This window comes from Erythrobacter sp. S227, from assembly GCF_057364925.1.
In genome coordinates, this window is sequence record NZ_CP200280.1 from 370,377 (window position 1) to 382,962 (window position 12,586).

The 12,586-nt window shown below is 58.3% G+C and carries 10 protein-coding genes; 3 read left to right on the forward strand and 7 right to left on the reverse strand.

Going from position 1 to position 12,586, the window contains the following annotated elements; all coding sequences use genetic code 11:
• Positions 1-53 precede the first annotated feature (53 nt).
• Genes AC0V6Q_RS01690 through infA form a run of 4 tightly spaced genes read right to left on the reverse strand, consistent with a single transcriptional unit; the run spans position 54 to position 2,075 of the window.
• The gene (locus AC0V6Q_RS01690) at positions 54-239 is read right to left on the reverse strand and encodes a DNA gyrase inhibitor YacG (RefSeq protein ID WP_486166710.1); all 186 of its coding nucleotides are present in this window, start codon (positions 237-239) and stop codon (positions 54-56) included.
• Entirely contained in the window at positions 236-1,237 is a 1,002-nt protein-coding gene (locus AC0V6Q_RS01695; protein ID WP_486166711.1) for a ribonuclease, read from the reverse strand. The genes AC0V6Q_RS01690 and AC0V6Q_RS01695 overlap by 4 nt, the downstream gene beginning before the upstream one ends.
• Positions 1,230-1,802, reverse strand: a complete 573-nt coding sequence (locus AC0V6Q_RS01700) for a Maf family protein (protein ID WP_486166712.1) — start codon at positions 1,800-1,802, stop codon at positions 1,230-1,232. The genes AC0V6Q_RS01695 and AC0V6Q_RS01700 overlap by 8 nt, the downstream gene beginning before the upstream one ends.
• Before the next feature lie 27 nt (positions 1,803-1,829).
• A complete protein-coding gene (gene infA, locus AC0V6Q_RS01705; RefSeq protein WP_007163491.1) occupies positions 1,830-2,075 on the reverse strand; it encodes a translation initiation factor IF-1 in 246 nt (81 codons plus the stop codon).
• A 248-nt stretch (positions 2,076-2,323) separates the two neighbouring features.
• On the opposite strand from infA, the gene AC0V6Q_RS01710 reads away from it, so the two are divergent.
• Positions 2,324-5,515, forward strand: coding sequence for a TonB-dependent receptor (locus AC0V6Q_RS01710; RefSeq protein WP_486166713.1), 3,192 nt, complete (start codon positions 2,324-2,326; stop codon positions 5,513-5,515).
• Between the two features lie 11 nt (positions 5,516-5,526).
• Here the strand turns inward: AC0V6Q_RS01710 and AC0V6Q_RS01715 are convergent, their stop codons facing one another.
• Positions 5,527-6,402 carry an esterase/lipase family protein gene (locus tag AC0V6Q_RS01715; RefSeq protein ID WP_486166714.1) on the reverse strand — a complete coding sequence of 292 codons (876 nt, stop codon included), beginning with the start codon at positions 6,400-6,402 and terminating at the stop codon, positions 5,527-5,529.
• Complete coding sequence (locus AC0V6Q_RS01720; protein WP_486166715.1) at positions 6,402-8,021, reverse strand: WS/DGAT/MGAT family O-acyltransferase; 1,620 nt, start codon at positions 8,019-8,021, stop codon at positions 6,402-6,404. Before AC0V6Q_RS01720 ends, AC0V6Q_RS01715 begins: the two co-directional genes overlap by 1 nt.
• A gap of 220 nt (positions 8,022-8,241) precedes the next feature.
• On the opposite strand from AC0V6Q_RS01720, the gene AC0V6Q_RS01725 reads away from it, so the two are divergent.
• Positions 8,242-9,378: a hypothetical protein gene (locus AC0V6Q_RS01725; RefSeq protein ID WP_486166716.1), complete on the forward strand. Its 1,137-nt coding sequence runs from the start codon at positions 8,242-8,244 to the stop codon at positions 9,376-9,378.
• On the opposite strand, the gene AC0V6Q_RS01730 is transcribed toward AC0V6Q_RS01725, so the two are convergent.
• Entirely contained in the window at positions 9,375-10,586 is a 1,212-nt protein-coding gene (locus tag AC0V6Q_RS01730; protein WP_486166717.1) for a BaiN/RdsA family NAD(P)/FAD-dependent oxidoreductase, read from the reverse strand. The two genes, AC0V6Q_RS01725 and AC0V6Q_RS01730, sit on opposite strands and share 4 nt — an antisense overlap.
• A 5-nt stretch (positions 10,587-10,591) precedes the next feature.
• On the opposite strand from AC0V6Q_RS01730, the gene uvrC reads away from it, so the two are divergent.
• Complete coding sequence (gene uvrC, locus AC0V6Q_RS01735; RefSeq protein ID WP_486166718.1) at positions 10,592-12,577, forward strand: excinuclease ABC subunit UvrC; 1,986 nt, start codon at positions 10,592-10,594, stop codon at positions 12,575-12,577.
• Positions 12,578-12,586: the final 9 nt, after the last annotated feature.

A 12,586-nucleotide genomic window follows, 5' to 3' on the forward strand; every position in this document is an offset into this window, starting at 1 on the left:
GTGGCTGGGCGCGCTTGGCAAGAGGGAAAAGGGATGGATTTTCCCTTTTCTGTCTATTCTTGGTTATCCCACTGGGTGCGGGCAATTTGTTCCGGGTCCACTGGCTCGGCCGGAACCGAATAGCCATCGCCAAACCACTTCGCCAAATCGCGGTCTTTGCAACGTTGCGAGCAAAAAGGCGTAAACTCCTCTTCGCGAGGTTTCTTGCAGATGGGGCAGGGGCGTTTTGCTTTGGTCATTGGTCCAGAATTTGAGCGTTGGGAGCCTCAAGTGCAAGGCCTGGATTGATTTCAATCCGCACCTCTCGGCCCGTGCGGCGGGCAAGTTCGCGCAGCCACTCGTCCTTCAGCTTCGCTTTCAGAGCGGGGTGGACGGTAAGTAGGAGGGTGCGGCCTGCCCCTTCTGCCCGTTCGGCCACGCGCATGGCGTAACGCGCGCACATGCCGGTGCGCGAGGTGGCAAAGCGTTGGAGGAGGGAGGGGCCCTCCAAACGTGCAACGATCTGGACAAAGCCAAATCCGTTCATAGCGGTGCGTTCATGCGGCCAATCGGTGAGCGCGTTTGCAAGAGCTTCATCAACGCTTCGCCGATCTGCCTTGGCCTCGAGGGTTGGAAAGTCGATCCCGATATTGCCGCCCAGATCAAACCAGCGAAGCGCCTTTGCGATTGCCGGAACAGCTGCAAGGGCAAGCTCGCGCGGGGGCGCGGTGCCGTCAATGTCGATCACCGTCATGCCGGGAGTGACCGCGCACAGGATCTCGCCGCCTGCAAAGGCGATGCTGCCTGATGAGGCTGCGTGCCAGATTTCTTCCCAGTCTCCGCTCTCAAAACTCTGAACCACATCGCTTGTCGTAAAAAGATCGGCCGACCGGGTCGCGCCAGTTTGGGCTTCTGGATCAACGATCTGATTGCCGACAGCAAAGCATCTGGCTTGCGCAAGTTTTAAACGGCCTCGTTCCGCAATCGGTGCGCGTGAGATGCGGATCGCGATTGTTGTGCCCTCATTTGCGTGCTCCGGCAGATGGTCCACAAGAACCTGCGTGCCATTGTCCAGCGTTGCCACGCCCCGGCGTTTTCCTGCGGGCTTTGATGTAAGCTTGGCAAACGCTTGCTCACCCGCGGTCAGTTCACCGTGCCAGCGTAACTTCGCGGCTAGGACTTCGCCGTTTTCGATCAAAAGGGCGCGTTTTTCGCCATTGCCGTGTTCGATCAACCACTCAGACGTTTGGTTAGGCAAGGGCAAATCCCGCAGATTTCAGCAAAGCGCGCGTCTCATAAAGCGGCAGGCCCATAACGCCGGAGTGACTGCCTTTCATCCATTGGATCAGCGCCTCGGCCTGTCCTTGAATGGCATAGCCGCCCGCTTTGCCACGCCATTCTTCGCTAGCGATGTAGGCGTCGATCTCTTGGTTTGAGAGGTTCTTGAAACGCACCACATTTTCATTAAGGCGCTCGCGCAAGGTGCCATCGGGTGCGCGGAGAACCACACTGGAAAGCACAACATGACGGCGGCCTGAAAGAAGCTTGAGGCAATCACGCGCCTCGCTCTCTTCTTCGGTCTTTGGCAATATCCGCCGTCCTGCGGCAACCACTGTGTCACCGGCCAGCACAAAGCCGCCAGCCTCAACCGCAAGCGCTTTTTCGCGACCCATGCGCAAGGCATAGTCGCGAGGACGCTCGTCCTTGTGAGGCGTCTCGTCAATATCGGCTGGCTTTACGGCGTCAGGCGCAAGGCCAAGACGCGCCAGAAGGTTTCGCCGCCGGGGCGAAGCCGATGCCAAAGTGAGGTGGAGAGAGCCCATAACGGGGGGTATCCCGCCGTTGGGGCCCTACTGTGGGCCAGGACCGCCGCGGCCCGGCATAAAGCGATAGGTGATGCGTGCCTTGGTAAGGTCATACGGAGTAAGTTCGCAAAGAACTTCGTCACCCACCAGAACGCGGATACGGTTCTTGCGCATCTTGCCAGCCGTATGGCCCAGCACTTCGTGACCGTTTTCAAGCTCTACCCGGAACATCGCATTAGGCAGCAGCTCGACGACGCGCCCGCGCATTTCGAGTAGTTCTTCTTTGGCCATGGTTTTCCTATATCTCGTTTCTTGGATGCGGCGAACCGGTTTTAGTCAGGTTGCCACATGCTGTTTATCGTCATTCGCGGGCCATTTAGCGATGCTGAGAACAAAAGGGAAGCCTCGTGCGTTATTGCCTTTCATCGCCGGAACGGGCGCCTCGTGCATATCACCGGCCCGAGCTTTCGTTCCTGCTGATGCAAACTGATACAAAACGCCGTCTTGTCGGGCGGTGCCAATAGCTCAAAAGGGCACGAATGAACCTCTCCCGCTTTACTCGCACCGCACTTTTGGTGGGCGCCTCGGCCTGTTCGCTGACCCCTCAGCTTGCGCGCGCTCAAGATGATGAAGCCGTTGCAACGCAGGCCGCTGAACCGGCTGAAGCCGATGATGGTCCGGAGTTGGAGGGTGGCGGCATTGTCGTCCGGGGCGAACGACTCCGCGGACAACTCGATGTCGAACAAGCTCCTTTATTAGAATTGAGCGAAGAGGAAATCGCTGCTGAAGGGGTGGGCTCCATTGCCGATCTTGTGACGCAGGTCAGTGCTCAAACCGGATCTTCAAGAGGGCGGGGTGGCGGCGGTCGCCCCATCATCCTTGTGAACGGCATTCGGCCTGGTTCCTTTAGAGAGCTTTTCCAATATCCGCCCGAAGCCTTGGAAAAGCTTGAGGTTTTCCCGGAAGAGGTGGCGCAGCGTTTTGGCTTTCCACCTGATCGCCGAGTGATCAACCTCATCCTCAAAGACAATTACCGCAATGCCGAGGTAGAGTTTGAGTTTGAAGGCCCGTCACGCGGCGGCAACTACACGCGCGAACAGGAATTCGGTTTTCTTCAAATCACCAATGGCGCGCGGATTAATGTCAATCTCGAGGCGAACGACACCTCGCTTTTGACCGAGGATGAGCGTGACATCATTCAGACAGAAGGGTCAATCAGCAACATTGCCGGCGATCCTGATCAGGCCCCGTTCCGCTCGCTGATCTCTGACAGTCGCAGCCTCGAGGCCAATGTAAGTTGGGCCAAAGCATTCCTCGACAGCGGGTCAGCGGTCTCTGCAAATGTGTTTTACGAGCGCAATGATGCGCGCGCGTTGCAGGGTTTGAACACTGTACTGCTCACCGATGCGGCCGGGAACAGCGCACTTCGCACATTTGGCGAAGAAAGCCCGATTGAACAAACCGTGGCAGTCGACACGCTGGCTGCTTCTGGCTCGGTCAATACGCCGGTTAATGCGTTTCGTTTGACGAGCACATTTGATGCAAACCTCAGCGAAAGCGAGACGCGGTTTGACCAGCTGTTCGATACAAGCGATCTGACCGATGCGGCCCTTGCTGGTGATCTGGCAATCGATGCGCCGCTTCCATCGAGTGTCCAAACCGGTTTCGATCAGGCAAACAGGCGTACCATTGATGTGGGCTCGCTTACGACATTGCGCGGACCTGTGGCCTATCTTCCGGGCGGCGAGTTGATCGCGACCTTTGACTTGGGGCTCGACTGGGACCGCATCGAAAGCTCTGACACGCGCAGCGATACAGCAGCGCAGCTCACCCGCAGGCGCATTTCGACGGGCGCGAACCTCAACATCCCGATCACCAGCAGGCGCGAAGGGTTTGCAGATGCTCTGGGAAGCTTCACCCTCAACCTGCAGGCGGGTTTCGAGGACCTTTCAGACTTTGGCCTTTTAGGCGACTACACCGTCGGTCTGACATGGGGGGCGTTCGATAATCTCGATCTTACGGCGACCTATATCTACCGCGAAGTGGCTCCGTCATTGAGCGCCTTGGGCGATCCGCAAGTGGTCAATTTCAACCTTCCGGTTTTCGATTTCACCAACGGGGAGACGGTCCTTGTCGACGTGACATCGGGCGGTAATCCCGATCTTCTGGCCGAAACCCAGACCGATTGGAAATTCGCTGCCAACTGGGAGCTCCCTTTCTGGTCGGGTGCGCGTTTTCAGGTCGAATATATCCGCAACCGCTCCGATAATGTGGTGAGCAGCTTCCCTCAGATCACGCCGGATATCGAAGCTGCCTTTCCGGATCGTATCACCCGCGATGCTGGCGGTACTTTGATTGCGCTCGATCGACGTCAGGTCACCTTTGCCGAGACGCGTGCGGACAGGCTCAATTTTAGTCTCAATTTGCGCGGCTCGATTGGCGGCAGACAGCGCGGCGCCCCTCCGGGTGCTGGACGCGGTGGTCGGCCCACTGGAAGTCAGGGTGGGAGCGGTGGTCCGCCTCCCGGTGTCACAGGCGGGCGCCCTGGTGGCGGTCCTCCAGCACCTGCTGCATCTGCCAGCGGACCTCCTGCCGGTGCAGGCCAAGGCGAGGGTCGACGCGCAGCCTTTATGGAATTCCGGACACGGATTTGTGCTGATGACGGGCTCGAAGTGTTAACCCGCCTCGCCAATGCAATTGCCAATGGTGAGGATGTCTCTGCGATCATCCCTGGCGGTGGTTCGCCGCGCTTGATGCGCATGGTTGAGCGCATGAGCGGGGAAGACGGTCAGATTGACGAGGAACGTCTTGCAGCAATGCGAACCCGCATATGCGCTATGGATCCCTCCGCGATGCGCGGTCCTCCCGGTGCAGCGCCCGGTTCGGCTGCGAACGGTGGCCCGGCTGACGGACCGGGCGGTCCACCAGCAGGCCCAATGGGTGAAGGGTTCGCCGCATTCCGCACTCTTCTGTGCGCCGACGACGGTGAAGCGCAGCTGCGCGCCCTCGTTGCGCGGATCGATCGGGGTGAGGACGTCTCTGACACGATCCCCGGTTTTGATCCCAGTATGGCCGGCTTTATGATTGATCGTCTGCGCGGTGACGACGGCGAGCTTTCCTCTGAACGCATCGCCGGACTTCGCACGCGCTTCTGTAATGCTGAAAGTGGTGGCGCATCTCAGGGTGAACAAGGTGGTCGCCCACGCGGTGGGCCTCCGGGCGGGTTCAACCCGCTTGCCCGCAACAGTTTCAGCGGCTTTCGCTACTTCGTCTCGCTCAACCACACGATTGAGCTTGAGAATGAGGTGCTGATCGCTCCGGGCCTTGCGCCGCTGGATCAGCTGGATGGGCAATCCACCAACGCCTTTGGCTTCCCGCGCAATACATCGCGCCTGGAAGCGGGCATATTTGGCAATGGCGTGGGAATGCGGCTTTCGGGACGATACACGGGTTCAACCCGCCTTGATGGATCAGGCCTGCCGGGCAGCAGCGCGATCTTCTTCGACGATCTGGCAACCTTCGACATCCGGCTGTTCGCGAACATCGACCAGCTGACCGGAAGCGATAGCCCGATCCTGAAGAATGTGCGCGTTTCCCTGCGCGCCGACAATGTGTTCGACGCTCAACTCAAGGTTGTGGACGAGAACGGGGATACGCCGGTCAATTTCCAACCGTTCCTGATTGATCCGGTTGGTCGATTTATCGGAATTGATATTCGCAAGCTGTTCTAAAGGAACGAAGATTAAAGGCCGGGAATTCCCCAACTCTCATCAAGCTTGGGGAACATCCACCTTTGGAAAGTAGGGGCCTCAAACGGCGTCCATTCGCCTTCCGCCTGAGCCAAGCGGTCGGCCATGGCGATCATGACGCTGGGGTTGACGCCAAGGCCAAGGTGGCTTGCAAAAACGCGGATGTTTTCGGTCGGCGCGCCGCTGCCCTTCGCCGGGTCCTGCACGCTCCCGCGCCAATGGACGACGCCATCGGTCTTGGTCAGGATTGAGGTCGTGGGCACGGGCGGAGCGACATCGAGCCCGCTGAACTGGCCATCGCGGATTTCCTCTGGCTCGCTGCCGTTGAAAAATTCAAACAGGCGCGAGGCATTGGTGTGCGAACGGTCATCGGTGATAGGGCTGCCAAGGCTCATCACAAGGCGGATTTTTTCAGGCCGAAGCTTGGCAAGCTCGCGCGCCAAAACACCGCCAAGGCTCCACCCGATAAGCGAGATTTTGCGGCCGCTTGTCTCGAACAGGCGGTCAATCTGATCTTCGAGTTTCGATACAAGCTCCTCATTTACCCGGACATTTCGACCCGAATCCCAGCCATGCGCATCATAGCCAAGGCTCCTCAAAAGGCTGCGCATTGGGCGGGTTGAGCTGTTGGTGGCCATAAAGCCGGGGAGCGTCATCACGCTATGACCATCGCCCTTTGGTAGAGTCGAAAGATAAGCGCGCGAGGCGAAAAACGCGCCAAACTCAAACACGGCGCGGCCCTCGGATAGAGCCAGCAACGGGTGCGGCGCGCGAGGTTCGATTGGCACCTTGCCGTGCGTCTTCTCATCATCGACCACGATGCTGCCCGGCATGGGCGGAAGGTCTCGGAAAGTGGGAAGGGTGGCCATTATTTGCTCTCCTCGGCAATGCGCGCTGCTGATGCTTTTGCGGGCTTGCGCTTTGCTTGTTTTGGTCGGGCCGGAGATCCCTTTCTGGCCGCAGTCGTTTTGGTTGTTTTATCAGCCGCCGTTTTGCGTACGGCGGGTGTCTTCGCAGCTGTTTTGCGTGTTGCAGCCTTTTTGGCAACGGGCTTCTTGCTCGAAGCCGGTGCCTTTTCGATCATCTTGGCCGCCGCCAGCATCTCCTCAAAGCTCTCCTTGAGGCACTGCGAGTAGAATTCGGGATCGGGCATGATGTCTCGGCACGCGGTGAAGCTGATGTAGGCCTCATCGCAATAGGATTGGACCACGTGGGCAAGGCCAAGGCCATCTGTCAGGCAGATAAGCGATAGAGCCATACTCTCCATCTTTGCGCCCGCCGAGTAGATGGGAATGGGCGGGCCGGGGACGTTGGTCACAACCGTGTTGAACGGCATCGCAACGCTGTGTGCGATGCTGACGCGGTTAAACAATTGCGCGCCCAAGGCCATGTAAAGCAATGGGTTGACCTTCGAAACTTCGGTCATCGTCCGCGCGCCAATGGCATTGGTCATCGCTTTGGAATTGCTGGTGCGGCCAAATACGAAGGCGAGCCGTTCGGCAGGGTCTGCGATATGCGTGCCCAATGGCGCAATCATCGCGGAGACCTGATTGCCCATGTCGCTTTTCTCGTCCGAAGAGCGGACCGAAATCGGTGCCATGGCGGTCATCGTAGCCTTCGGTAGATCATTCTTTGCTGTCAAATATTTATGCAGCGCGCCCCCGATAACAGTCAGAGCCACATCGTTGACTTTGGTCTTGAGGTCGGGCGCAAGCGCGCGGATTGCCTTCATATCGGCGAGCGGAAAGCGTTGACCTTCCACCACGCGGTGCGGCGAGATGGATTTGTTAAAACGGGTGCGCGGCGGCACATAATCGCTTGTCAGTTTGAAATCGCGGGCGATGAGTCCTTTGATCGCGTTCGCAACACCGGGAACCGCTTGCGCTGCGACCTTTGCCTGTTTCAATGGGTTGAGCAGGCCGTTGATGTAGGACTTGCCAAGCAGTTCCATCGGGCCCGGGATTTTCTCAGGCTTCCACTCATCGGGCTTGTTGGGAGGGGGCGCATGGGGCGCGAGCGTGTGGATCGCCTCCATCAAATCAATCCCGCTCATCCCGTCAATCGCGGCGTGGTGCACCTTGGTCACAAAGGCAAAGCAGCCCGGCGGATAGCCTGGCACGTTATCCAAGCCTTCAACAACAGTGAACTCCCACGGCGGGCGGTTGAGGTCCAAAGGCCGAGCGTGAATGCGCGCGGTCTGGATGCACAATTGCCGCCAGTCACCGGGCTTGGGCAAGGCCACATGGCGCAGGTGATATTCAAGATCGAAGTCCGGGTCCTCGATCCAATAAGGATAATCGAGGTCAAACGGCACACGCACAAGGCGTTGACGCATGGTTTTGGAGAGTTGCAGGCGGCTGCGGAAAAAGTCGAGAATGTCTTTAAACCGGACAAAACCGCCGGGGGCCGTCGCCGGATTGTAGATCAGCAAATTGCCGATGTGCATTGGTGAATTGGGCGATTCCATCGCCACAAATGATGAATCCATGCCCTGCAATTGCTGCAAAAGGTCTCTCCTACAATTATCCCACTCGGCCGTGTCGCCCGGCCGTAATCATGAGGGGTAGGCACAATTCCTATACGTGACAAGCTGACGTGCGCGTCAGTCATGCACAGGCACCAGTGTGCAATTTCGCGCAATTCTCCCATGGGACTTTACGACTACAAATGTAGTTGATAAAGCTCTGGTGGAGAAAGAGGAGGGTTCCATGAGCGCATTTGCGAAAACCAGAAAGCGGCCTTTGCTTGCAGGGGCGGTCATGGCCATGCTGGCACTCCAGTCGCAAATGCTCCATGCCCAAGAGGGAGCAGGCGAGGAAAATCCTGCGCCAAATGTGTGCGACGATGCAAAGGCGATGGAGTGGTTTGAAAGCGACTGGGTCTGCACGACAAGTGGCCGCGGCCTTGCTCTTGCTTTGCCAGATCAAGCGCAGCAACTGGCCGACACTCTGGATGATGCGGTCGTGGACTTTGAGAGCTATTTTGGCGCCTCGGACTACAGTTTTGCTGTCCTGAGCACGCCTTCATTGCCCAATGAAGCCGTTGCTTTTCTAAAAGAACGCGGGTTTCTGACGCTTCCCTGGATCACCGAAGCTTCGAGAGGCAATCTCATCCGGCTTTCGGTGGAACGCCAGGTTAAAGATCAAACCAAAGGCATGAGCGAGGAGCAGCGTGCGGCTATCCTTGCGCAAGCCCTCGAACAGGTCGCAAGCGCGGGCGCGGGCGCTCCGCAACCGCCATCAGCGGTCGAATTGGGCGCGCTTGCTCATGAGGCGGGACATGTCCTGTTCCGCGAGTTTTACGACGGTGATGCGGCTCCGGAAAAAAGCGTCTCGCGCTACGGCAGTTCATCGCCCGATTGGATTGATGAACTCGCGGCGGTCCTCAATGAAAACAGCGAATTGACCAAGGGGCGATATGCAAGCGCGCAAAAGCGCCTTGAGGAGGGCAAGAGCGCAAGTCCTTTCCCGCTGCTCGAATATTTTGAAATGGAGCACCCGTCGCTGCGCGCAGCACAGGCCCTGCGCGAGCGCTCGGGGCAGTCGGGCGAGAATGTCACTTTGATTCTGTCAGGCGAGGAGGCTGAGCAGTTCCTCAAGGAAAGCCGCGGCGATCCGGCTGAGTTTTATCTGCAAACCCGGCTATTTGCGGACTTTATCCTGGAGACCACAGGCGACCAGCGGATTTTCGCCAAGATCGCGAACGGCGTCAAAAAGCAGGGCACGTTTGCCCGATGGCTTGGGGCTAATCATGAAGAGTTTGGATTGGCCGGAGATATTGCCGGGCTTGAAACGCAGTTTTCAAGCTGGATCGAGGAACGGTTCGCCACGGATGGGGAGGGCTAAAGCGCATCCCCGCAAGCGACACCGCTGGCCCAGGCCCATTGGAAATTATACCCGCCAAGCCAGCCGGTGACGTCCACCGCCTCGCCGATGGCATAAAGGCCGGGGACTTTCTTGGCTTCCATGGTTTTGCTGGAGAGTTCGCCGGTCGATATGCCGCCGATTGTGACTTCGGCCTTGGCAAATCCTTCGGTTCCGTTCGGGGAGAATCGCCAGTTGGCAAGTTTCTCCGCCGCAGCTTTTAACGACTTGTCCGAGACATTGCCAAGCTCGCTCTCGATGCCAAGTCGCTCTGCCAAAGCATCGGCAAGACGGTCTGGCAGATGCTCGCGCAAAACGGATCTGACGTGAGCGCGCGGTCGGTCGCGTTTGAGGTCCAGCAGCCACTCCGCATCAGCCTCGGGAAGGAAGGTGATCCCCACTTCTTCACCGGGTCGCCAATAGGACGAGATTTGAAGGATGGCGGGACCGGAAAGCCCTTTGTGGGTGAACAGCGCCGCCTCATCAAAGCTCGCTTTCTGCTTCTTTGCACCGGCATGCGCGCGGACGGGGGCTGAAACGCCGGACAGTTCGCGAAACAGCACATCTTCACCGCCAAGGGTCAGCGGCACGAGGGCAGGGCGCGGCTCAACCACTTTCAGCCCAAATTGACGCGCCAGATCATAGGCAAAGCCGGTAGCGCCCATTTTGGGAATGGAAGGCCCGCCGGTAGCGATCACAAGGTTGGGCGCCGCAAAGTTCTGCCCGCTGGCGGAGACTGCGAAAGTGTCGCCATCTTTGGCGACAGTGGTCACCTGTGCATCACAAAGGACGTCCACGCTCTCCCCGCATTCGTCGAGCAACATCTGCACGATCTGTTTGGCCGAGCCGTCGCAAAACAGTTGGCCCAGCGTCTTTTCGTGCCATGCAATGCCGTGGGCATCGACCAGCTCGATAAAGTCCTGCGGGGTGTATCTGGCGAGCGCTGATTTGGCGAAATGTGGATTGTCGGAGAGGTAATTGGCAGGGCCGGCATCCACATTGGTGAAATTGCAACGACCGCCGCCGGAAATCAGGATTTTCTTGCCCGGCTTTTCCGCTTTCTCGAGCACTGCGACGCGAACGCCCCGTTTGCTGGCTTGTGCAGCGCACATAAGGCCCGCTGCGCCAGCGCCAAGGATGATTGCGTCGTAATACTTCATTTTGTGGCCGATAGTGGGTCCCACACGCATTGCCAATGGGAGCTTGCGCACCCTATTTAGGGCCAATGCCCAATGCGCCGATAAAAGATGGAGCCGGAAGCCCGCACAATCCCGATGGTGCGCAGCGCTTTAACGAGGCTCATGCGGCGAACACTGTTGCGCGCGCGACGCCTGATCTGGAGGCAGGCGTGACCGCCATCCGCGAGGTCGTCGCGACCCTTAAACCGATCCCTGGGGTGTATCGCATGCTCGATGCGCGGGGCGATGTCCTGTATGTCGGCAAAGCGCGCAGCCTGAAGGCGCGGGTGGTGAATTACACGCAGGTGAACCAGCTCACCAACCGATTGCAGCGTATGGTATCGCAATGCCGCGCGATGGAGATCATCACCACAAATTCCGAGGCTGAAGCGCTGCTCCTCGAAGCGCAGCTGATCAAGCGATATCGCCCACCTTTCAATGTGTTATTGCGCGACGATAAGAGCTTTCCTTTCATCCTCCTTCGCGCCGATCATGATTTCCCGCGCATCCACAAACACCGCGGTGCGCGGCGTGCAAAAGGTAATTATTATGGCCCCTTCGCAAGTGCTGGCAGCGTTAACACCACGCTTAACGCGTTGGAGAAGCTGTTCCTTCTAAGGTCTTGCACAGACAGCTTTTTCAACAATCGCTACCGGCCCTGCCTGCTTTATCAGATCAAGCGTTGCTCTGCGCCGTGTGTGGGCCGGATCAGCGAGGAGGATTACGCCGCGCTGGTCGCTCAGGCGAAAGATTTTCTCGCGGGAAAATCGGGCAAGGTTCAGGCTGATCTTGAAAAGCAAATGGCAAAGGCTGCCGAAGATCTCGACTTTGAAACCGCTGCCATTTTGCGCGACCGGTTGAGGGCCGCGACCTTTATTCAGGGCAGCCAGGCGATCAATGCCAAGAACGTGGGCGATGCCGATGTCTTCGCGATTGCCTCCAGAGGCGGGCAGATGTGCGTCCAAGCCTTCTTCATCAGAGGCGGGCAAAACTGGGGGCATCGCGCCTTCTTTCCCGCCCATGTGAAGGATGTGGAAGAAGCACAAGTGCTCGCCAATGTGATGCTGCAATTTTATGAGGAAGTGCCACCGCCGCCCACTGTCCTTACCGACCGAGACTTACCCGAAGGCGAATTGATCGAAGCCGCTTTATCAGAGTTGGCCGAGAAGAAAGTTGTCATTTCCATTCCCCAACGCGGGGATCGCCGCAAGCTCATGGCACAGGCTGAACGTAATGCGGTGGAAGCGTTGGAACGAAGGCTCGCCGAGCGCGGTACGAAGGCCAAGGTACAGCGCGAGCTCGCCGAGTTTTTGGAGCTTGGCGAGCCGCCCAAGCGTATCGAGGTTTACGACAACAGCCATATCCAAGGGGCGAAAGCGGTGGGCGCGATGGTGGTTGCCAGCCCCGAAGGCTTTGAAAAGTCGCAATATCGCAAGTTCAACATCAAGTCTGCGCAGACCAATGATGACTTCGCCATGATGCGGGAGGTGATGGAGCGCCGCTTTACCCGCGCGATGAAAGACGACCCTGACCGCGAGCGTGAAGGCGTGTGGCCTGACCTCGTACTGGTCGATGGCGGCAAGGGTCAGCTGTCTTCTGTGATGGAGGTGCTGGGCGAACTTGGGATCGAAGATCTGCCCGTAATCGGCATCGCCAAAGGTCCGCATCATGGTCGCGAGGGGCGCGAAGTGTTCCATTTTCCCGACGGGCGCGAGAAAATGCTGCCGACCAATTCGCCTGTGCTGTTCTATGCCCAGAACCTTCGCGATGAAGTTCACCGTTATGTCATCGGCGCGCACCGCGCGAAACGCTCCAAGGCGATCACGGCAAGCCCCTTGGACGAAATTCCCGGCATTGGCCCTTCGAGAAAACGCGCGCTGCTCTTGCACTTTGGCACGGCCAGCAAGGTGCGCGCCGCCTCGCTACAAGATTTGCAACGCGCACCTGGTGTCAGCGAAGCGGTCGCTCGCACAATCTACGATTTCTACCACGCGGGCGGGTAAGGGGTCGAC

Excerpts from the sequence above, each read along its gene's own strand:
- AC0V6Q_RS01690 (WP_486166710.1), bottom strand. The coding sequence starts at position 239 with ATGACCAAAGCAAAACGCCCCTGCCCCATCTGCAAGAAACCTCGCGAA.
- AC0V6Q_RS01700 (WP_486166712.1), bottom strand. The coding sequence starts at position 1,802 with ATGGGCTCTCTCCACCTCACTTTGGCATCGGCTTCGCCCCGGCGGCGA.
- infA (WP_007163491.1), bottom strand. The coding sequence starts at position 2,075 with ATGGCCAAAGAAGAACTACTCGAAATGCGCGGGCGCGTCGTCGAGCTG.
- AC0V6Q_RS01710 (WP_486166713.1), top strand. The coding sequence starts at position 2,324 with ATGAACCTCTCCCGCTTTACTCGCACCGCACTTTTGGTGGGCGCCTCG.
- AC0V6Q_RS01715 (WP_486166714.1), bottom strand. The coding sequence starts at position 6,402 with ATGGCCACCCTTCCCACTTTCCGAGACCTTCCGCCCATGCCGGGCAGC.
- AC0V6Q_RS01720 (WP_486166715.1), bottom strand. The coding sequence starts at position 8,021 with ATGGATTCATCATTTGTGGCGATGGAATCGCCCAATTCACCAATGCAC.
- AC0V6Q_RS01725 (WP_486166716.1), top strand. The coding sequence starts at position 8,242 with ATGAGCGCATTTGCGAAAACCAGAAAGCGGCCTTTGCTTGCAGGGGCG.
- AC0V6Q_RS01730 (WP_486166717.1), bottom strand. The coding sequence starts at position 10,586 with ATGCGTGTGGGACCCACTATCGGCCACAAAATGAAGTATTACGACGCA.
- uvrC (WP_486166718.1), top strand. The coding sequence starts at position 10,592 with ATGGGAGCTTGCGCACCCTATTTAGGGCCAATGCCCAATGCGCCGATA.